Source organism: Sphingomonas sp. SL1004 (assembly GCF_057815015.1).
Genome location: NZ_JBYMUX010000002.1, coordinates 320432 through 340146, shown reverse-complemented (window position 1 = coordinate 340146; position 19715 = coordinate 320432). Strand labels below are relative to the sequence as shown.

The 19715-nt window shown below is 60.3% G+C and carries 21 protein-coding genes and 3 pseudogenes; 15 read left to right on the top strand and 9 right to left on the bottom strand.

What is annotated here, in order from left to right; translation table 11 throughout:
- Positions 1-59: 59 nt before the first annotated feature.
- On the top strand, positions 60-359 hold the full coding sequence (locus AC3D24_RS22320) for a hypothetical protein (protein ID WP_489033755.1): 300 nt from the start codon (positions 60-62) through the stop codon (positions 357-359).
- Positions 308-904 carry a D-alanyl-D-alanine carboxypeptidase family protein gene (locus AC3D24_RS22315; RefSeq protein ID WP_489033753.1) on the top strand — a complete coding sequence of 199 codons (597 nt, stop codon included), beginning with the start codon at positions 308-310 and terminating at the stop codon, positions 902-904. Before AC3D24_RS22320 ends, AC3D24_RS22315 begins: the two co-directional genes overlap by 52 nt.
- Before the next feature lie 324 nt (positions 905-1228).
- On the opposite strand, the gene AC3D24_RS22310 is transcribed toward AC3D24_RS22315, so the two are convergent.
- The 4 genes and pseudogenes from AC3D24_RS22310 to AC3D24_RS22295 all read right to left on the bottom strand — a co-directional run bounded on the left by AC3D24_RS22310 (position 1229) and on the right by AC3D24_RS22295 (position 6272).
- Positions 1229-1723, bottom strand: a complete 495-nt coding sequence (locus AC3D24_RS22310; protein WP_489033751.1) for a hypothetical protein — start codon at positions 1721-1723, stop codon at positions 1229-1231.
- Between the two features lie 176 nt (positions 1724-1899).
- Positions 1900-3279, bottom strand: coding sequence for an ISNCY family transposase (locus tag AC3D24_RS22305; protein WP_489033749.1), 1380 nt, complete (start codon positions 3277-3279; stop codon positions 1900-1902).
- A gap of 83 nt (positions 3280-3362) precedes the next feature.
- Entirely contained in the window at positions 3363-4562 is a 1200-nt protein-coding gene (locus tag AC3D24_RS22300) for an IS256 family transposase (RefSeq protein ID WP_489033726.1), read from the bottom strand.
- 698 nt (positions 4563-5260) lie between these two features.
- Positions 5261-6272, bottom strand: a pseudogene (locus tag AC3D24_RS22295) (IS30 family transposase).
- Positions 6273-6608: 336 nt separating this feature from the next.
- Between AC3D24_RS22295 and AC3D24_RS22290 the strand changes: the two are divergent.
- From AC3D24_RS22290 to AC3D24_RS22280, 3 genes are all read left to right on the top strand, one after another.
- Positions 6609-6875, top strand: a complete 267-nt coding sequence (locus AC3D24_RS22290; RefSeq protein WP_489033748.1) for an antitoxin — start codon at positions 6609-6611, stop codon at positions 6873-6875.
- Between the two features lie 14 nt (positions 6876-6889).
- Positions 6890-7279, top strand: coding sequence for a type II toxin-antitoxin system VapC family toxin (locus tag AC3D24_RS22285; protein WP_489033811.1), 390 nt, complete (start codon positions 6890-6892; stop codon positions 7277-7279).
- A 239-nt stretch (positions 7280-7518) separates the two neighbouring features.
- On the top strand, positions 7519-7713 hold the full coding sequence (locus AC3D24_RS22280; RefSeq protein ID WP_081874273.1) for a hypothetical protein: 195 nt from the start codon (positions 7519-7521) through the stop codon (positions 7711-7713).
- 14 nt (positions 7714-7727) lie between these two features.
- Here the strand turns inward: AC3D24_RS22280 and AC3D24_RS22275 are convergent, their stop codons facing one another.
- Positions 7728-8216, bottom strand: coding sequence for a hypothetical protein (locus AC3D24_RS22275; RefSeq protein WP_489033746.1), 489 nt, complete (start codon positions 8214-8216; stop codon positions 7728-7730).
- Positions 8217-8294: 78 nt separating this feature from the next.
- On the opposite strand from AC3D24_RS22275, the gene AC3D24_RS22270 reads away from it, so the two are divergent.
- The 4 genes from AC3D24_RS22270 (at position 8295) to AC3D24_RS22255 (ending at position 9776) form a co-directional block, all read left to right on the top strand.
- Entirely contained in the window at positions 8295-8603 is a 309-nt protein-coding gene (locus AC3D24_RS22270) for a type II toxin-antitoxin system Phd/YefM family antitoxin (RefSeq protein ID WP_480965876.1), read from the top strand.
- A complete protein-coding gene (locus AC3D24_RS22265; protein WP_489033745.1) occupies positions 8603-9037 on the top strand; it encodes a type II toxin-antitoxin system VapC family toxin in 435 nt (144 codons plus the stop codon). The genes AC3D24_RS22270 and AC3D24_RS22265 overlap by 1 nt, the downstream gene beginning before the upstream one ends.
- 106 nt (positions 9038-9143) lie before the next feature.
- Positions 9144-9308: a hypothetical protein gene (locus AC3D24_RS22260; protein ID WP_489033743.1), complete on the top strand. Its 165-nt coding sequence runs from the start codon at positions 9144-9146 to the stop codon at positions 9306-9308.
- A gap of 54 nt (positions 9309-9362) precedes the next feature.
- Positions 9363-9776 carry a response regulator gene (locus AC3D24_RS22255; protein ID WP_489033741.1) on the top strand — a complete coding sequence of 138 codons (414 nt, stop codon included), beginning with the start codon at positions 9363-9365 and terminating at the stop codon, positions 9774-9776.
- 20 nt (positions 9777-9796) lie between these two features.
- Here AC3D24_RS22255 and AC3D24_RS22250 read toward each other — a convergent pair whose 3' ends face one another.
- The 3 genes and pseudogenes from AC3D24_RS22250 to AC3D24_RS22240 form a co-directional block, all read right to left on the bottom strand.
- On the bottom strand, positions 9797-10009 hold the full coding sequence (locus tag AC3D24_RS22250; RefSeq protein WP_489033739.1) for a hypothetical protein: 213 nt from the start codon (positions 10007-10009) through the stop codon (positions 9797-9799).
- 286 nt (positions 10010-10295) lie between these two features.
- A complete protein-coding gene (locus AC3D24_RS22245; RefSeq protein ID WP_489033737.1) occupies positions 10296-10712 on the bottom strand; it encodes a hypothetical protein in 417 nt (138 codons plus the stop codon).
- A gap of 443 nt (positions 10713-11155) precedes the next feature.
- Positions 11156-12354 (bottom strand): annotated as a pseudogene (locus AC3D24_RS22240) (IS256 family transposase).
- 936 nt (positions 12355-13290) lie between these two features.
- On the opposite strand from AC3D24_RS22240, the gene AC3D24_RS22235 reads away from it, so the two are divergent.
- The 4 genes from AC3D24_RS22235 (at position 13291) to AC3D24_RS22220 (ending at position 16794) form a co-directional block, all read left to right on the top strand.
- A complete protein-coding gene (locus AC3D24_RS22235) occupies positions 13291-13737 on the top strand; it encodes a DUF736 domain-containing protein (protein ID WP_353444336.1) in 447 nt (148 codons plus the stop codon).
- A gap of 77 nt (positions 13738-13814) precedes the next feature.
- The gene (locus AC3D24_RS22230; protein WP_489033736.1) at positions 13815-14903 is read left to right on the top strand and encodes a DUF2493 domain-containing protein; all 1089 of its coding nucleotides are present in this window, start codon (positions 13815-13817) and stop codon (positions 14901-14903) included.
- 576 nt (positions 14904-15479) lie between these two features.
- Entirely contained in the window at positions 15480-15821 is a 342-nt protein-coding gene (locus AC3D24_RS22225) for a hypothetical protein (RefSeq protein WP_489033735.1), read from the top strand.
- 391 nt (positions 15822-16212) lie between these two features.
- Positions 16213-16794, top strand: a complete 582-nt coding sequence (locus AC3D24_RS22220; RefSeq protein ID WP_489033734.1) for a hypothetical protein — start codon at positions 16213-16215, stop codon at positions 16792-16794.
- 176 nt (positions 16795-16970) lie between these two features.
- Here AC3D24_RS22220 and AC3D24_RS22215 read toward each other — a convergent pair whose 3' ends face one another.
- The gene (locus AC3D24_RS22215; protein ID WP_489033733.1) at positions 16971-17195 is read right to left on the bottom strand and encodes a hypothetical protein; all 225 of its coding nucleotides are present in this window, start codon (positions 17193-17195) and stop codon (positions 16971-16973) included.
- Positions 17196-17742: 547 nt separating this feature from the next.
- On the opposite strand from AC3D24_RS22215, the gene AC3D24_RS22210 reads away from it, so the two are divergent.
- Entirely contained in the window at positions 17743-18030 is a 288-nt protein-coding gene (locus tag AC3D24_RS22210) for a hypothetical protein (RefSeq protein WP_489033732.1), read from the top strand.
- Positions 18020-19597 (top strand): annotated as a pseudogene (locus AC3D24_RS22205) (type IV secretion system DNA-binding domain-containing protein); the annotation flags it as partial. The gene AC3D24_RS22210 and the pseudogene AC3D24_RS22205, both read left to right, overlap by 11 nt.
- Positions 19598-19715: the final 118 nt, after the last annotated feature.

Genomic DNA, 19715 nt, shown 5'->3' with positions numbered 1-19715 from the left:
AGGCAGCAGTCAGGTCAGAGTTGGCATCCTCAAGGCTCATTTAGGATACCAACTTCGGCATGTTTTTCAGTTCTCTACGGCGTTTACAGATCTGTTTTATCGTTGCCAGCTTGGCATTCGGCCTGTCTGTGCAGGCGGCATATGCCCGATCACGCGTCTCTGAGATCGTCGTCGATGCCTCAACCGGTACCGTTCTGTTTTCGCAGGCGCCGGATGCAGCGAGACGGCCGGCCTCGCTGACCAAGCTGATGACGCTCTATCTCGCATTCGAAGCGCTGGCCGATGGCCGCTTACGACCAAGTGACCTTTGCCGATTTCCCGCCGGGCGGCGCGCCAGCCGGCGACGCATTTGGGTATAGCCGCGGGTGGAAGGATCACAGTCGGCAAGGCGCTAGACGCTATCGCGGCGATTTCGTCGAACGATTTGGCCGTTGCCGTGGCCGAACGCATTGCTGGCAGTGAGCCGAAATTCGCCAGACTGATGACGGCAAAGGCGCGCCAGCTTGGAATGCGGAACACGCGGTTTGCAAACGCATCCGGGCTGACCAGCGCCGGGAACGTGACGACGGCGAGCGACATGGCGAAGCTTTCGCGCGCCATCGTCAGGCGATTTCCGCGGCAATATGCCCGGTTCAGCAGACGTACGATTCAGTGGCGATCGCGTCGCATCGGCAATCACAACCACCTGCTCGGCCGGGTCGCAGGCGTCGACGGTATCAAGACCGGGTACACGTCCGACGCCGGCTACAATCTCGCAGCGTCGGCGATGCGTCGAGGTCGGCGTATCGTGGTCGTTGTGCTGGGTGAGACCAGCGTTTCGGCACGTGATGCGCGCGTTGCCAACCTGATCGAGTTGGGCTTCACCGGATCCAGATCGAAGGGGCATCGCGTACGACGGCGGTAACTCTACGAACGGCCTTGGCCTGGCTCAGAGCCATGAGGTTTCAAGTTGAAGTGCGACACGACATACCGCCGGGTAGCAGCAGGGGCAGCGTGTAGCCATCCCAACAGCGCAGCGGTGCCCCCGCTGATGCGATACCCCCGCGGCTCCTGCGACCTTGGACCCGCTGCGCTAGCAGCGGGCTCGGTCACAACGATTTTACGCGCATCAGATTTCTGCAGCGCTTAATGGCCCGGTTTCACGGCATTTTTTGCCTTGATGCGAAACCTGTGATTTTTGCATCAGGCCTGAAGATAGCGTCGGTCAGAGGTTGGGATTTGCTCAAGTTCAAGCTGAAACCTCGACCGTCACATAATTAGTGCGCAACTGCTGGTACGCAGTCGGGCCAGCAATACTCATCAACTTGATGAGAGCCCGAATTCGATACCGTCCGGGATTGGGAAACACGTTAGTGGCGCGCACACCTATTTTGATCTCCAAAGGGCTGTTTGGCGTCACTACCGTAAGTTTTCCTTCGTCCAGCGGTGGCGCCGGGGGCGAGATGGCGATTGGCTCGCGCGGAGCGACCTGCTTTCCGTTCTGATCGATAACCTCAAAAGCGATTCCGCGCGTTGCCGTTATGTAGGGTGAAACCCTAAGCTTCCCGTCATTGGATGATAGGATCACAGTGAGCGCAGCCGAACCATTCATTGAAACCGGCTTGTCGTCAGACGCCATCCGGGCCTTGATATTCGATCCGTCGCCTGCCCATTGAGCTTGAACGGGAGGAGCCCAAGCCGCTGTCACCACCTGAACTAGCATCGCGAAAACAAAGCTTATCATGAAAGTTCCTCACGCGGCGCGTTGCTAACTACTTAAACGCAATGGCAATTATCGGGAAGCCTTCGACGAGGCCCAAGACCAATTGTGAACCCCATAGACCAGTAGGCTTGGGCGCGCCGCTGATGCAAAACTTTTGATTTTCCCATCAGGCTTGCCCGGAGGTGAAGCGGAAGTCATCAGCTCGAGGTGGAGTTCGGGGCATATTCTGCAAAGCCCCGAGCGACGAGCTCGTCGTTTGACAAACGGGGACCTCTCGCGCGCGGTGGCCTGCCGCGAGGCCGCGGTTCCGCTATTACCACATCGAGCGCGGGCGGCTTGGCGAATAGGCCAAATGATCCGGAGCTGCGAGCCGGTTCACTGTTGTTGCGCTTGCGATGGTGCGGAGTTGCGGCGTGCATAGCTTGCGCCATCGCCAGTGCCGCGCCCAGATGCTTGCTCTCGACGATGGCGGCCTGGTTCACTTGGCGCATCTTATCGAAGACGCGGTACGGAAGCGGCTGGTCGCCGTGACGAATTTCGATGCGGCCATCGGGATATTCGCAAATTTGTACCCGCTTGCGGGCCAGGGAGCGGGTGAGGGGCGTAGGTTCCAGGAGGAACATCGCCTTGTTGTAATGGAGGGCTAGCGAGGCGGTCACAGTACGCTCCTCCCGCCAGACCATCTCGGCCTCGACGTTATCATGTGGCGCCAGAGGTCGATGTACGTCCCGGGGATCGACCGGCGGACAGGCGAACCGGCTGTTGTGTCGGATAATGTAGGACGGAAGATAGGCGTTTGCCTCGACGATGGAGGAGATGCCTTCCAACCGCATCGCCTTTACCAAGCGGTCCTGCAGTGTACCGTTCGCGCGCTCGACTCGGCCCTTGGCTTGCGGAGAGTTCGCGCAGATGATCTCGACGCCGAGCTTGTCCAGTGCACGGCTCAGATGCGTCATCCCGTCGCCATCTGCGGTTGCGTTGTTATTCCTGAATGCGCTGTGTTTGTCGGAATAGAAAGCGACCGGCTTGCCATGCCGCTCGAGGTAGGCGCGGGTTGCCCGCATGTAAGAGAAAGCGCTCTCGCTCTCGGCCATTTCGAGATGCATCAGCTCGCTTGTCGCGTCGTCGATATAGACGAGTAGACTACAACGGGGACCGCGACCTTCGAACCAGTCATGGTCGGATCCGTCGACCTGGATCAGCTCGCCCCGACACTCACGCCGGTATCGGGACTGGTAGATCTTGGTGCGCTTCGTCGGCTTCGCTTTCCATAAGCCCGCCGCCATCATGATTTGGCGCAGTGTCTCGTGCGACACGGTGATTCCATGGCGTTCGGCTAGGTATTCGCAAGCCAGCGTGGGACCGAAGTCGGGATAGCGTTCCCGTACAATGGCGATGACCTGGTCACGAAAAGCATCACTGAAGCGACGGTTGCTCGGCTGGCCTCGCTTACATGACACAAGACCGGCTGCGCCGTCTTTCTGCATCCGTTTGAGCAAACGGTACAGCTGACTGCGGCCAAGCTTCAGGAGGACCATGGCGTCTGTCGGTCGAATGTCACCGCGGTCGAGCCGCATGAGAGTGTCGAACGATCGTGTCCCACCGCGTGGTGTAGCTTCAGCGGCGTAGCCGCTTTGATCTCCGGACATGGCCGGGTCGATCACGCCGCCATGGACGACAACGTGACGGTGGGATCATCGCTCAATTGCGTCACGCTTTCCAGTGTCATGTAACGGCCCCGCTGGACCGCCCACTCGTCATTCTGTTCTAGCAGAATGGCCCCGACCAGCCGGGTGATGGCATCCTCGTTGGGGAAGATGCCGACGACATTGGTGCGTCGCTTGATCTCGCCGTTGAGGCGTTCGAGCGGATTGGTCGAATGTAGTTTGGTGCGATGCTGTGGCGGGAACGACATGTACGCGAGCACGTCCTCCTCGGCAGTGTCCATGAGCTTCGCGAGCTTGGGGACATTGGGCCTGAGCTGATCGGCGACCTTGCGCCACTGACCCTTGGCGGCCTCGGGCGTCTCCTGTGCGTACGCGGTGGCGATGAAGGCCGAGACGACGCGCCGCCCGCTCTTGCCGGCATGGGCCGTAGCGTTGCGCGCGAAATGTACGCGGCACCGCTGCCACGTGGCGCTGAACACGCGTGAGACGGCAGCTTTGATGCCCTCGTGGGCATCCGAGATGATGAGTTTCACGCCGCGTAGGCCTCGCCGCGCGAGGCCGCGGAGGAAGTCTGTCCAGAACGTCTCGGCCTCCGACGCACCGATCGCCATGCCGAGCACCTCGCGCCTGCCGTCACTGTTCACGCCGACCGCAATGGTGACCGCGACCGAGACGATCCGACCAGCCTGACGCACTTTCAGGTACGTCGCGTCGATCCACACGTACGGCCAGTCGCCCTCGATAGGCCGGTCGAGAAACGCCTTCACGCGGACGTCGATCTCCTCGCAAAGGCGGCTTACCTGGCTTTTCGAGATGCCGCTCATACCCATGGCCTTCACCAGGTCGTCGACCGAACGGGTCGAGATGCCTTGGATGTATGCCTCCTGGACGACCGCGGTTAGCGCTTTCTCGGAAAGGCGCCGGGGCTCCAAGAAGGCGGGAAAGTAGCTGCCCGTCCTCAGCTTGGGGATACGCAGTTCAACGGTGCCGGCCCGCGTCTTCCAGTCCCGCTCGCGGTAACCGTTACGTTGCGCGAGGCGGTCACTGCTCTTCTCGCCATAACCCGCGCCGGTCAGGTTGCCGACCTCCAGGTCCATCAGCCGCTGCGCGGCAAAGCCAATCATTTCGCGTAGGAAATCTGCATCCGCGCTCTTTCCCACCAGCGCCTGCAGGTTCATCGTATCGTCGGTCATCGAAGGTCTCCGTTGGTTGAGTCTTGCAACCCAAACCTATCCGAAGATCTTCGATGGCCACCCGTGAACCTGACCGGCCGCTACAGCGCTGGATGATAGCGCGCGGCCGGTCAGCTTCACTACCGCTGAGCTACACCACCAGCGGGGACACGACCTGTCGAACCGTGAAACTTCCGAAGCGCTCATTGTCAGCACCGTCATAGCTTGCACATCCTCGCTACCCGAGGACGGCCATGCCACTGCAGACCCGCCACGGCACTGGTTGTGCCATCTCTATCTAGCGGGATAGTGCCATTTCTATGTTGCGCTTACAGCCCATGAGGTTTCAAGTTGAAGTGCGACACGACATACCGCCGGGTAGCAGCAGGGGCAGCGTGTAGCCATCCCAACAGCGCAACGGTGCCCCTGCTGATGCGATAGTCTCGCGGCTCCTGCGACCTTGGACCCGCTGCGCAAGAAGCGGGCTCACTCACAGCGCGGGTGACGGCTTGCGCGCAGCCTGGTCGAACGTTCAGGTGTAACCACTCAACAGTTATCTAAGCTGGTTCAGCTGCTTCTGGATAATGTGCGCAAGATCAAGTGCCTCATTGGATATGTGACCAGCCTGTCGCAAGCAAGGAGACACCAGACCGTGACTGAAAATGCGGGGCCGCTGCTAATTCAGTGTGTCTGCTTTCTTTGTCGTTTGAACCCGATTACTAACCGCCAATAGTAACTGCTGCCGATAATGCAATCTGTTCGGCAAGTATCTCGCGGGGCGTACGGTAGCCGAGGCATTTGCGTGGAGTATTATTGAGCCGAGCGACTAACCGGTCGATGTCAGCTTCTGGGATGCGAGCGATGTCGGTGTCTAATGGCAAGAAGCGCCTTACCCGGCCATTACTATTTTCAACGCTACCCTTTTGCCAAGGTGCTGACGGCTGACAAAAGTACGCGGTCATTCCAAGCGTATCTCGCAATCGAGCGTACGCCGCGAACTCGGTGCCTCGGTCGAACGTGATGGTGCGCCGGAGGGAAGGGGGGAGATGATGGAGGCGTTGCTCTATGCCCCCTATGACTCCGGCAGAGTGGCGGCTGGGGTTCGACGTCAGAACCGTGAAGCGGCTACGCCGCTCGATGAGGGAGGTAAGGTTCGCTGTGCCATGCTGCAATTTGAAGGCGATAAGATCGCCTTCCCAGTGGCCGAAGTCCAAGCGACTTGCTACCTCCGCTGGTCGCGCTGCAATTGTGTTAGCTAGTGGAATGTTCACTCCGCGCGGCCGACGAGCATAACGGCGCCGGCGTTTTTTTCGGCCGGTCGGCAGGAGGCGCGCTAACTCCATGTTGCGGCCCGTGGGGCTATAGACGAACTGATAAATCGTCTCGTGGCTAATCTGGAGGCTATCTTCGTGCCTGTGCCGAAGGTAACCGGCAATTTGTTCTGGAGACCAGGCTTCCATCAGCCGTTCGATGACATACGAAGCCAGTTCAGCATTTTTGCTGATTTTACTGCCCTTAGTTCGTCGAGGCAGCTTTGTCCTGCGCTGTAACTGGGAAATATCCGCGGAACATTGGCTCGTTGTCGAAATGCTGGTTCCGTTTCAGCTCACGATAGATTGTCGAAGCATGCCGCCCGAGCTCGACTGCCGCTTGCCGCGGGCTTCTGCCGCTGGTGATAAGCCGGTATAGCTTGCGACGTTCTTCCAGATCGAGATGCTGGTAGTTACCCATGTGCGACCCCTAAGCGGGTAGAACCCGCGTATAAGCTGACTTTTCGCACTTCAAATTAGAATCCGCCCCACGAGCATCGTTCGGATCGATAATATATCTTATGTTAAATCAATGACTTAGGCGAATAGTTGGCACCGATTTTGCATGTCCCAGTTCCTGTTTTCGCCGAGAGGCGTCCTAGGTAGCAACCCAAGCCAAGACCTCATGCACCTAAGCGCTTCCCGCGCCGAGGTCGCCGGAGATGGACGGCACGGACGAACTGTAACGAGATCGCTCATTGTGATTGATGACGTCAGTCCAAAGGAGTATATACATGGCATATACAATGGAGGCGTCGTGACACAGACATCGGCTCATTTCGACGTGCGCGAAGCCAGGCTGTTTCGTAATAATCGCAGTCAGGCGGTTCGTATACCAGCCGAGTTCGAGTTCTCGGGAAGCCGAGTGCTCATCCACAAGGAAGGTGACAAGCTTATCATCGAACCCGAACCCAAGGCACGACTTCTCGACATCCTGAAAGGGCTAGCCCCCCTCCCCTCTGACGATCAATTCCCAGACGATCTCGATGTCACGCTGCTCCCGCTTAAGGCAGTCGACCTGTGACCGGCTCGCGCTACATGCTCGACACCAACATCGTCTCCGATCTCGTTCGAAACCCGCAAGGCGCTGTGTTCGACAAGATCGTCGAGATCGGGAGCGACAATCTGTGCGTCAGCATCATCACTGCGGCCGAGCTTCGCTACGGTTGCGCCCGTAAGGCGTCCCCTCGCCTGCTCCAGCAAGTCGAAGCCATTCTGGGCGGGCTCGAGATCCTTCCGCTCGGTGTCCCGGCTGACGCCGAATATGGCGGGATCCGCGCCGAGCTTGAAGCCGCTGGCAAACCGATCGGTCCCAACGATCTCCTAATCGCGGCCCATGCCTATGCGCTGGGCGCCACGCTGGTTACCGCCAATGTCGGCGAGTTCGCTCGCGTTCGAGGTCTTAGCGTGGAAAACTGGCTAGCCTGACATCTGCGCGGTCTGCATACCAAAACGGGGCCGGAACCGATAGCAGCGGTCCCGACCCCGTCGATCGAAGGATCCTCCGTCGAGACGGTGGATAGACTGGCTTAACGCATCTGCGTCGAATCCGGTCCACCACCCTCGATATACGGATCGTCGTCAATTTTCCATGAACGGGCCTTTCGGCCGTTCCACCCGCCATACGGCACTTCACCCGAAGGACTTCACCCCGAAGGGACATCACCATGACCGTCATTGCACTTTCAGCCCGACGCAGTTCACTGAGTTCACTCGAGAACGCCTACGCCGTGGCTATTCAGCTTCGTGAGAGCACCGGCGTCGACCAGTTTGTGGTCCGCACCGACAATCCCATTCAGCCTTTCCGTGTCTCCCGGTGCCGGCCACATCACCCGGAGAGTCTTCTCGCCCTGGTCGCCTGACCGAGCGACTATCGTTAGCCCTCGGTCGTTACGTTGGCCATGATCTGCGCAGCCGTCAGGCTCTCGCACAACTGGGCGTTCGTGGCGTAGATTACCGCGAGCTTCTGCTCGCGCATCACCATGCACATCCGACCACGACGGTACGTCAGGCTCTGCAACCATGCGAGTTCTGTAATCGCCTGCTCGATAGGAGTGTCGTACAGCAGGTACCAAAGCCGCATCTGGAACGGGCTCTTGTCGCGCAAGATCTCTTCGAGATCCTTGTGCCCCTCGCCACGGCCCATGCCGTTGCGCGTTTCGCTCGCCAGTGCGGTGAACGCTTCCTGCATCTCCGTGATCGCGAAATAGGCGACGTCGAGGCCGATCCCGATCGTGGCGCCTGCCAGCACCCGACGATCGGTCGATATTTCGGGGTCGCCGTTCTCGTTGGTGCCGCTGTTGTTCAGCACGTCATATAGCGGGAGGTCATAGTCGTACCCCCGCATCATCTCCTGTACTTTCATCATATCCTCCTTCGGGTGAGGCCTCGGATTTCGCGGGATCGTCATTCGATCGAGCAATACCCGGTCGCGTGACGAACATTGACAATTCCGCTGCCTGCGGCAATGTCTGTACGTCACGACAAACAAGGTCAAGCCGCCATGCAAACTTTTTCCAGTCGCGACTTCAATCGCGAACCAGGTCGCATCAAGCGGGCCGCGGTTGATGGCGCAGTTATCATCACCGAACGCGGCCGACCCATCATGGCGGTCATGCCCTTTGCCGAATACGAGCGGCTGAAAGCGCCTCCCGGCAACATCCTCGACGCCCTCGACATGGACGAGGTCGGAGACATCGAGGTCGACTTCAGCCGGGCAGCATCGTTCCCGCGTCCGGCGGTCTTCGACTGATGTACCTGCTCGACACGAACGCCCTGTCCGAGCTGCGCAAGCGGCGCAGCGGAAAGATCAGTGCAGCCGTCGAAGCATGGGCCGGTAGCGTCGATCAGGCGGACATGTTCCTTTCGGTCATCACGATCATGGAGATCGAGCTTGGCATCGCACTGCTCGAACGGCGCGATCCGCGGCAAGCCGGCGTGTTGCGGCTCTGGCTACACGACAAGGTCATGCCCGCCTTTGCCGGGCGCATACTCCCCGTCGACACAACGATCGCGCTGCGCTGCGCGCGGCTGCACGTTCCGGACACCAAGAGCGAACGCGATGCCTGGATTGCAGCGACGGGCCTCGTACACGATCTGACGATCGTCACGCGCAATGTCGCCGACTTCATCGGCATCGGTGTGACGGTGCTCGATCCGTGGACCTTCAAGGTAGGACTTGGTTGAACTGATTGTGCGAAACCGCCGATGATTTTCGGTAGAGAAGCCGGACGATGATACCGGAACCGTTCATCAGAACCTTCCTAGCCCGGATCGAATGATCGGAGATTAGATGACAGATGAGCTTGACCACTCCCCCGTTGCCGATCGGCAGCCGGTAGATATTCCGCTGAACCTCATGAAGATGGCGCTCGCCTTGCTCGACCGCGAAAACGAAGACGGCACCGTTTCGGCATGCCTTCTTCAGCAGGCAATCGAGGCCCGTTCCACGCGATAAACACTTGTGTTGCATGCGCTTTGTGCCGGAGCCATTTTGGCAAATGGCGGGTTGATGCGCATGACCTTATCAACAGTCCCTTACGCCCTGGCCGTCGACGACGAACCGTTCATCCTCATGGATATCACGGGAATCCTCGAAGAAGCCGGTTTCCGCACTTACGAAGCCAGTAGCGGCGATGCCGCGATCGCTATGCTTCCAGAGTACGCCCACACCATCACCCTCCTCTTTTCGGACGTCGACATGCCGGGCGACACCAACGGGTTCGCACTCGCGCGCCACGTCGCCGAAAACTACCCGTGGATTGAGATCGTCATCGGTAGCGGCCGCGTCAGCCCGGAGACGGGTGACCTGCCGGAGAAGGCGACGTTTCTCTCCAAACCGTTCAACGCGCAGATGATCCATGGCCATCTTCGCGAAACCCTGCCCGATGGCAAGTTGCCCGAACCGCTCAAGAACGCGGCCTGAGCAGCGTAGGACGGCGCCGCCTAGTCGTCGTCGCTGTCGATCGGACCAGTGACACCGCGTGCTTTCAAAGCCGTCGCGAGCTGCTGCCTGATGCTCATGCCGTTCAAATGGCTGAACACACTTTCATAGCCTTCCGCCGAGAGACGTTCGCGAATGTCTGAAACGGAAAGACAGGCGCCTTCCCTCGCAAGCTGGAATGCCCGCTCAACCGTGCCAATGCGCGTGTCGTTCAATGTCCCCCCGGATAGCCGATCGATCGCGCATGATGCGGTTGTCGGCTTTCGCCGGTTAACTACCAAAAATTATGCGGTTCAAGCCTGTTCGCGGTTGCAAAACGACGTTCGCAGATGCAGCATGGCAACGCCTTTCAGGCATCCTCTCCTAAAAACTATCCGGGCTGGCTCACGCTGGCCCTTTTTTTGTCTGCCGAACGCAGCCCGGTGCGCCTGACGGTATCCGGGTAGGCCAGGGCAACGTGGCCCGCCATGATCTGAAGGAACCCAGCCCGGCTTGATGTCGCTATCGATGCTTGAGCCGTGCAGCCAACACCCTCGCCTCACGCGCGATCTGCTCTTCCATCATTGGCCAAATGCTCCGCGCCGCGGCGCAGTAACCTGACCAGTCCGCCTCGATCGACGTCGACGTCCACTGTGCGATATGCGCCCGCGAAAACATCCGCTTGGTTGCGGTCGCAAAGAGTAACTCGGACAGCTCCGTCCTCAAGCCATCGTCGGCGTCTTTTAGCAACGTCGGAACGATGACCTCGCTGACATACCTGGATCGCGCCAGGCTGGAAGCAGTCAACTGTTTACGGACGTCCGCAAGCTCACGACTGTTCGGGTTTTCCTCGCCGCAGTGCCGTCTGATTTCGCGAAGGCCAGCCATGATCTCTCGATGATGCCCTTCCAATGTATGGAGCATCGCTTCCGGATTCATTTTTGTAACCCTCCCCTGCCGGACGATCATACATCGCGAGGCATCTGCTTTCGTGTTTTCGGCCAGCGCCGCTGCGACGTTCGCCCTTTTAGATATGCCACTCTAAAGACTTGATCGATGCGCTCAAGCCAAGCATTTCCCCTACGGAACGGAGGTGCCTGCCTGTCGTTCGCCTTGCCTCGAGTGTGCTTTATGACCGTCGTTTAACGATGCCTTCCGCCGTCGTTGGACTATCTGTTCGGTCGCATCGTGCAGAGATTGGTGTGAAAACGAAAGCGCCCCGGTGGTATGATCGGGAGCGATCTAGACGAGGGGTAGCCGGACGGAATCGTCGAAGATTTTCAAGCAAGAACAGGAAGGGTTGGGACATCCCGATCGTGTCCCACCGCGTGGTGTAGCTTCAGCGGCGTAGCCGCTTTGATCTCCGGACATGGCCGGGTCGATCACGCCGCCATGGACGACAACGTGACGGTGGGATCATCGCTCAATTGCGTCACGCTTTCCAGTGTCATGTAGCGCCCCCGCTGGACCGCCCACTCGTCATTCTGTTCTAGCAGAATGGCCCCGACCAGCCGGGTGATGGCATCCTCGTTGGGGAAGATGCCGACGACATTGGTGCGCCGCTTGATCTCGCCGTTGAGGCGTTCGAGCGGATTGGTCGAATGTAGTTTGGTGCGATGCTGTGGCGGGAACGACATGTACGCGAGCACGTCCTCCTCGGCAGTGTCCATGAGCTTCGCGAGCTTGGGGACATTGGGCCTGAGCTGATCGGCGACCTTGCGCCACTGACCCTTGGCGGCTTCGGGCGTCTCCTGTGCGTACGCGGTGGCGATGAAGGCCGAGACGACGCGCCGCCCGCTCTTGCCGGCATGGGCCGTAGCGTTGCGCGCGAAATGTACGCGGCACCGCTGCCACGTGGCGCTGAACACGCGTGAGACGGCAGCTTTGATGCCCTCGTGGGCATCCGAGATGATGAGTTTCACGCCGCGTAGGCCCCGCCGCGCGAGGCCGCGGAGGAAGTCTGTCCAGAACGTCTCGGCCTCCGACGCACCGATTGCCATGCCGAGCACCTCGCGCCTGCCGTCACTGTTCACGCCGACCGCAATGGTGACCGCGACCGAGACGATCCGACCAGCCTGACGCACTTTCAGGTACGTCGCGTCGATCCACACGTACGGCCAGTCGCCCTCGATAGGCCGGTCGAGAAACGCCTTCACGCGGACGTCGATCTCCTCGCACAGCCGGCTCACCTGGCTTTTCGAGATGCCCGACATTCCCATCGCTTTCACCAGGTCGTCGACCGACCGGGTCGAGATCCCCTGGATGTATGCCTCCTGGACAACCGCGGTCAGCGCCTTCTCCGAAAGGCGCCGAGGCTCCAGGAAGGCGGGAAAGTAGCTGCCGGTTCTCAGCTTGGGGATCCGCAGCTCAACGGTGCCAGCCCGCGTTTCCCAGTCCCGCTCGCGGTAGCCGTTGCGCTGGGCGAGCCGGTCACTGCTCTTCTCGCCATAGCCAGCGCCGGTCAGACTGCCGACCTCCAGATCCATCAGCCGCTGCGCGGCAAAGCCAATCATCTCACGTAGAAATTCCGCATCGCGCTCTTTCCCACAAGCGCCTGCAGGTTCATTGTATCGTCGGTCATCGAAGGTCTCCGTTGGTTGAGTCTTGCAACCCAATCCTATCCGAAGATCTTCGATGGCCACCCGTGAACCTGACCGGCCGCTACGGCGCTGGATGATAGCGCGCGGCCGGTCAGCTTCACTACCGCTGAGCTACACCACCAGCGGGGACACGACCGACATCCCGCCCAAGAGGGCGGGACCGTTCAATAGTCGGCAAGGGCCTCCCCGAGCCCCGCGAAGAGCGGGTCTCGGCCCCTCGGGTACAATCACTTGTCGGGCTCCCGGAACGCGCTGACAGGGCCCGTGCGTCAGGTCCGCGGACGGTGTGGGGCGGGGTGCGGATCCACCCTGACGTCACGCCCAGGACAGCGACCACCGCAGGCAGCCTTCGGCTGTGGAATCATGCGCTAGGCGCATGATGTGTGCTTTGTGGGCCTGTGTTCTCATCGCACCCTTCGCCGTCTCTCAGTGTCTCTGCGTGGCAGACCCGTCCGACGGGGTCGGCGTCAAAGGAGAATTGTCCGCAAGCGGACAATGCTTTTGTTTGATTTGAAGACGCCTCAACAAGAATACCGGGCCTAAAGGCCCTACGGTTTCCACGCCGCTGCGCGTCGCGGAGCCTCCGTCATTCGTATTGACCCCGCCAGCCGTGCCTGCCTCTTGAGCCCCTGCGAGGACGGCTCCGGGTGCGATGAGAACAAAGGCCGGCCTTGCCCATCAGCACGGTAGAAACAGAATTGCTCGCTACCGCGATCAATGCGTCTTTGATTTGTTATTTACGCCCCCTAGTCGGGGGCTTTTTTATGCTCGGACTCACCGTGTACGATGATCGGGCGTCAAGTAATCAATCAGGTTGGTAAAATAGAGTGGAGGGGGTAGAAAGAAGATGCCGGAGGGGAAAGGCCCCACGCACCGGCAAGCAGGGGGATAGGCCCCCGCAACATGGAGTGAATACTATGAACATCGGTTCTTTCAAGTCGGTCGGCGGTCAGCTTCTCGGTTCGGTCGCAACGGCAACCATCGACCTCGCGCGCCTTGGCCTCCGTCCCGTCGAGAGCACGAACGACAAGGCCCCCGCGTTCGAGATCATGGTTTTGAACGTCGCGAAGCGTTGGGTGCAGATCGGCGCGCTTTGGGAAATGACGAGCAACAGCAGCGGCGAAGTTTTCTATCAGGGCAAGCTGGACGACCCCAGCATCAGCGAACCCCTCCAGATCATGCTTTTCGGCAATAACGAGGAAGGTTTCCGCGTCGTTTGGAACCGCCCGACCACGCGCCGCGAAAATCTGGACGGCACCCGCCAGAACCGCCGCAAGGCAACGGATGACGGTTTCGGCACCGGCAACGCCACCGACAACGGCCAGCTTTCCGAGCCGCTGAACGACGAAATCCCCGCGTTCTAAGCAACCAAGACGGGCGGGGAGAGCGGCTGAAACGCTCCCCCGACCCTAAACCGCAATCCCTGCCAAAGGTTCGAACCATGACCAAGAAAACGACCTCCCCGCGCCTTACCAGCTTTGCCGACTTGGGCGAAGCCATGAACGGCACCAACGCCACGCCCGCGACCGGCAGCGCGTCCGACGACGCGACCGACCCCCGCACGGCAGAGATTGCCGAGAGCATGGCCGAAGACACCGCGACGACCAATTTTCAGGAAGCGTTCGGCGACGTTGGCGCGCTTTCGATTGTGGAAATGGGCGACGAGCGCGCCGAAATGGATATGCCCGAGCCGATCGAGGCGCAGCACGATTGCGCGGCGATCATGGCAACCCTTTTCGACCTGTTCCGCGACACCCGCTTAGAGACGAGCGCGCAGGCAATCGCATGGGGTTTCGTAAATTCGTTTCACTACGAAGCGCAGAAGCTGGAACGCGAGGAAGACACGCTTTGCCGCGACCTTGGCGAGATGACCCGCCGCTATGATCCGTCCGAGATTTACACCGTCGAGATGGAGGAATTGCAACTCCGCGCGCAGACCAAGACCGAACAGCGCGCCGCCATCGAATGCATGCGCGACTATGCCGCCGACTGCTACCGGGCACAGTCCGGCCACCCATGGTCCCCCGCGCGCGGATCGAAGGTTTCCAGCGGAGGCACCGCAAGCCAGATCGCCGCCCTCGATTTCTTGAAGGCTCGCGCGCAGGACCACCGCGAAAAGCGCAACCCCACCGGCCCGCTTGTCGTCTTTTCAGGCGGTCAGGAGTGGCACGACTTCAAACAGCTTTGGGACCGCCTCGACCAGATCAAGGCCCGTATCCCGCACATGACGCTTTGCACCACCGCGCAGCGTAAAGGGTGCGACATGATCGCCGCATCATGGGCCGCAAGCCGTGGCGTTACCGTGGTTGCCTTCACCCCGCAGACGGGCCGCTATGGCAACCGCGCCGGGTTCGTCCGCAACGAGCAGCTTGTAAAACTCGCCCCCGCCGAAGCCATCGTTTGCCAAGGTTCCGGCCTGCAATCGAACCTGTTGCAGACCTTGAAGGACGCCCGCGTCCCGACCCACGCCTTCCGCATCGACGGACAGGCACCGGCACCGACCGCAACCAAGCGGCAGGCAATCGGCTAACCCTATCCGGGCGGCACAGCCGAGAGCGCGCCGCCCCTCCCCTTTCCTTGGCAGGAAACACTAGTCCAGCGGCGGGCGAAATCCCGGCGCTGGCCCTTTTTGTCAGCGTTGCTGTGGGGGGAACCCTACGGTTCCCCCCACGCCAGGCGACCGGCCGCGCGGCATCCTTGGCACGGCCCCGTCGGGCCGTACCTGGACGCCGCGCAGCCGGTCGCCTTCCCCCCTCCGGTACTGCGCTGCCGCAGCTTTAGAAGCATCGCGAACGAGCTGCCCGACAGTCCGGTTTGAGGCTGGCGCGGCACCCGGCTCGCTCGCATCGGTCAGGCCCTTCGGCCTGCCCTTCGCTACGCCTCGGCCGGGGAAGCGCCAGTGCGGGCATCGAGCCCGCCCTGGCGCTGCTGCCGCGGGGAAAAATCTATCTCAAGTCGTCCTATTATCCCGGGCGGCGCGACGAGCCTCAAGGGACGGCAGGGTCCCACCATTTTTCTGCGAAAAATCGTTGCCCCTACCGCCGCTAAAGCGGTCGCAAGAGCGATCCCTTGACCCTCGCCGCGCCGCCCTAATCCGGAATGCGTCTTGAAGAAGAAGGAGGACGAAATGCAAGTCGCGTTGTTCAGAGCACTAAAATCGGCTAATATCGACGACGAGGCAGCTGCAAAGGCAGTCGTCGTCGTCGAGGAGCAGATCGACATGGCCGTGGGTCGCGCAATAGAGCCGTTGAAGCAGCAAATCGCCGGTCTCGAGCTTAAACTCGACCAGAGAATTGCAGGTCTGGAGGTCAAGCTGGAAAGCGGCCTCAAGGGTATGCAGACCTCAATCGACGGGCTCAAATGGTACATCATCGGGCTCGGCTCACTGATGACGGGAGCAATCGCGATCGGGGCTGCGCTCACCGCCTACGCCCAGTTCATCAAATGACCGCGGGAGGGGCTTCGGCTCCTCCCGTCATCGTCCAACACTCACAGGGCCATCCGCGCGATCGGGTGGCGGCCCTTTTCCGTTGTTGATCTCGACGGGCGTGCGGCACCGGCTCGCTCGCTTCGGTACGGCCCCGTCGGGCCTCCCCTGGCTACGCATCGACCGGGGAAGCGCCGGTGCGGGCATCGAGCCCGCCCCGGTGCTGCTGACGCGGTTTTCCAACATCCGACAATGTTACCCTGCACGCATCGCTCGCCTGCGCGCAGCGGCCCTTCGGCCGTGCGCTAAATAGGCGTCGCAGCCTCGATCGTGGTGCTCGATTGCAGGCGTCGCGAAACCTCTCCGGAGAGGAGGGAGGGAGGGATGTGCGGTTTCAACGAAGGAGGTCACCATGACCATTACGTTCCGCGTAGAAGACGGCCGCGCCATCCTCGCGCCAATGGCGGCAATCATCACTCCCGACCAGCTCGCATCGCTACGCGATCTGCTTGCCGAACAATCGCTACGGTTGGGTTTTGCCATGGTGCTTCCGGGCTACGGCGTCACCGGCGATCCATGGTTCGAGTTCGACGCCCGCGTCTGCCATCTGTCGCTCGCGGTCGTCTCGAAATGCTTCGATCACGACCCTTCCATCATCGCGATTTCGGACGAGGCCCAGTTCCTCGGTCGACGCGTCCGGGTGGCCCAGACTGAACCCACTGGCGATATCACGATGCGCCTGTCTCTGAACCCGGATGCGGCCCCGGAAATAGCTCTCGCAAACCCCAAAGCGCTGGCGCTGTTAGACGGCCTTGGGATCGACCGAATGGTGGCCGGCATGGTGCCGATGACCGAGCTTCGCCGGAGGCTGACGGATCCCCGCATCAGGCGTCGGCTCGATTCCGATCCGGACATGGCCGAGAGCATTGAAACGCTGGCGACGATGGCGGCACTCAAACCGATCGAAGGGGAGTACCTGCTGGCGTGGATCTGATCGGTCTGCGTCTATCTAAACGGACCGCAAGGGACGCCCAGCCTACCGGCTGGCGCGTCCCTTTTTTTGCCTGATGCTACCAAGCCGGCTGCGCCTTTCCCCTGTCGAAAAAAGAATGGCCGCACGAGGTAGCAAACCCGTGCGGCCATTGGCGTGGGCCTCGGCCTCGAACCGTCTCAGGCTTTCGCCGTGAGCCGCTTCTCGACCTCGTCCACGCCCAGCGTCTTCACAGCCTCCATCAACCGCTCCAGTCGATTCAGTGGGAGCTTGAACAACCCTACCTTCTCGACCGTCCCAATAGCCGTATCCCGAAGCTTCCTCAGATGCGCCTTTCGACGATCTGCCAGCTTGCGTTCCTCGGCCTCGATCGCAGCCATTTCAGCGTCCAGTGACTTCGCCATATTACTTGCCTTTTGGTCAGGCTGATCGGGCTCTGAACGGTCCCGGTATAGCCATCGATTAGGCGAGGGAAAAGCGTCAACCGACGGCCATCTCGGCACACCAAGGAAAACCCCGTGACGATCATCACAGACCGACCACAAGACACCACGGTAGAGCAACCAATTCGACCGTCATTCCGCCTTGAAGGCGGACCTTTGCGCCACGGAAAACCGAGATCCCATCATATCGATACGAAGGACCGAGGAGATCAAATCAACACATGGGAATCAGGACTACAGTAGAGCACACCTTACGCAAGCTGCGCTTGCCTTTTCCCGTGGCTTAACAGTGAGTTAGGGAGTCCGAGACAGTGTATACAACGTCTTACAGTTTGTCTTACAACGTAATACGCCACAAATAGCGCGGATTTCCGCCGTTTCCTGTGTAAGACACCTTAATACGGCTTATGCGCAAACCACGATATCGAGCTTGTTGTAGCCGCGTTCCACAGCTATAAGGAACGTCCTCCTAAGGACCCATCAGCCTCTCTGCTAGGAGGCTGGTTACTTGAGTACATCACGCCCTTATACCCTTCGGGTAGCCGGTGATCTGCGTGCCCGTATAGAGGCAGAAGCAGCCAAACTGGAGTGCTCGCCGTCGGACTTGGTTCGTCGGGCGATCGAACAACATCTTGATGGCCGGAAGCTGCTTGAAGGCAGTGAGCGACGCCACTTGCGCGTGACCGAATATATGCAGGTCGCGCTCGATGCGATTATCCGGGAAAACCACCCGGAATTGCGTGACACGCTCGTCCTCGAAGCCGACCGTCGCATGAAGCTTCATCATGGCGCGTGATGACCCCAAAGCGCCGCGCCAGGACATCCGCAACGACCGGCGTCCGATCCCGCAGAAACACCATAGCGCGCGTGGTGAAGCGCCTCGCAATTCAGGCAACTTCACCCGTGGCAGCCAGCTTCTCAATACCCAGGTCCTGATGTGGCTACAGGGTGCCAAAATGCCGATCTACATGTGGCTTGGCATTTTCGTTATCGCGTACTCGACGATCCTCTCGCTCACCCTCGACGAGAACAACGTCCAGCTCATCTCGATGCGCATCCTGTCGGGGCTGTGGGACTGGATCTCGTTCGACGAAATGAAGCGCATCAACCTGCGTCTGCCCGACAACAGCGTGCGCCACACCTACATGGGCTACGTCCCTTACGTGCCAGAGGTCATCCTTGCATGGCACAAGGCCGCGAAGGGGTTCATGGGCTCGGTCGCGATTGCCTCGTGCATCACCATCCCGCTGTCGATCTGGTACGTCGATTTCTCCGCCCGTCGCGGCAAGGCGATGATCCAGGAGCGCCATGAGCGCGGCGCCATGCTGGTCGAGCGCGATCTGCTCTATTCCGAGATCGCCCAGCACAACAGAATCGAGTTCGTGAAGGAGGCCGCAAAACTCTTCCCGGACAAGACGCCGGAACAGGTCCTGAAGCTGAAGTTCAAGGCCCGCAAGATGGGCGGGATCCACCACCCCTACACCGTTGCCGGCATCCCGTTTCCGCACCGTCTCGAGCAGTCACATTTCATGACGCTCGGCACCACCGGTTCCGGTAAAACGACCGTGTTCCGTAAACTCCTTCGGGAGATGCGCGAACGCGAAGATACCGCCGTCGTGTTCGACCTGACCGGGGCCTACGTTGAGGCGTTCTACGACCCGACACGTGACACCATTCTCAACCCCGCCGACGCACGCTGCCCGGCCTGGACGATCTTCAATGACTGCCGAACCTATAGCGAATTTACCGCAGCCGCTGGAGCCCTGATCCCCTCCGACGGCGGGGCGGCTGATCCGTTCTGGGCACTCGCTGCGCGTACCCTTTTCATCGAGATGTGCATGAAGCTCATCGAGAAGGGGCTGACGTCCAACCAGGCGCTTGCCGATAACCTCATGACCGCCGACCTGAAGCTGGTTCACAAGCATCTTGCCAACACCATCGCGGACCCCATTACGGCGCCCGAAGCGGCCAAGATGGCAGAGTCGATCCGCGCGGTTTTCAATACGAACGCGCAGGTCCTGCGCTTCCTGCCCGACGACGGTCCGCAATACTCGATCAAGGACTGGATGACGTCCGAGAAGAAGCCTGGCTCGATCCTATTCATCACCTCAAACTACACAGACCTGGAGATGAACCGGGCACTGCTCACGCTCTGGTCGAACCTCGCCATCCACGCGCTGATGACGATGAAGAAAACCCGCAACCTGCGCACCTGGTTCGTGTTCGACGAACTGGGCGCACTCCACCGCCTTCCGGCTATCGAAGACGGCCTCCAGACCGCCCGTAACTTCGGTGGTGCGATGGTGCTCGGGTTGCACTCGTTCGACAAGCTCACGCAGGTCTACGGCGAGGAGAATGCCCGCAAGGCGACCGGATTCGGTGGACTGATAACGACAAGGAGCGCGGCATCTACAATGCCTCGCTGGCCACGATCGCCGGCATTGAGAACGGCAAGGTCACCGTCGAACTGGCGAACAAGGA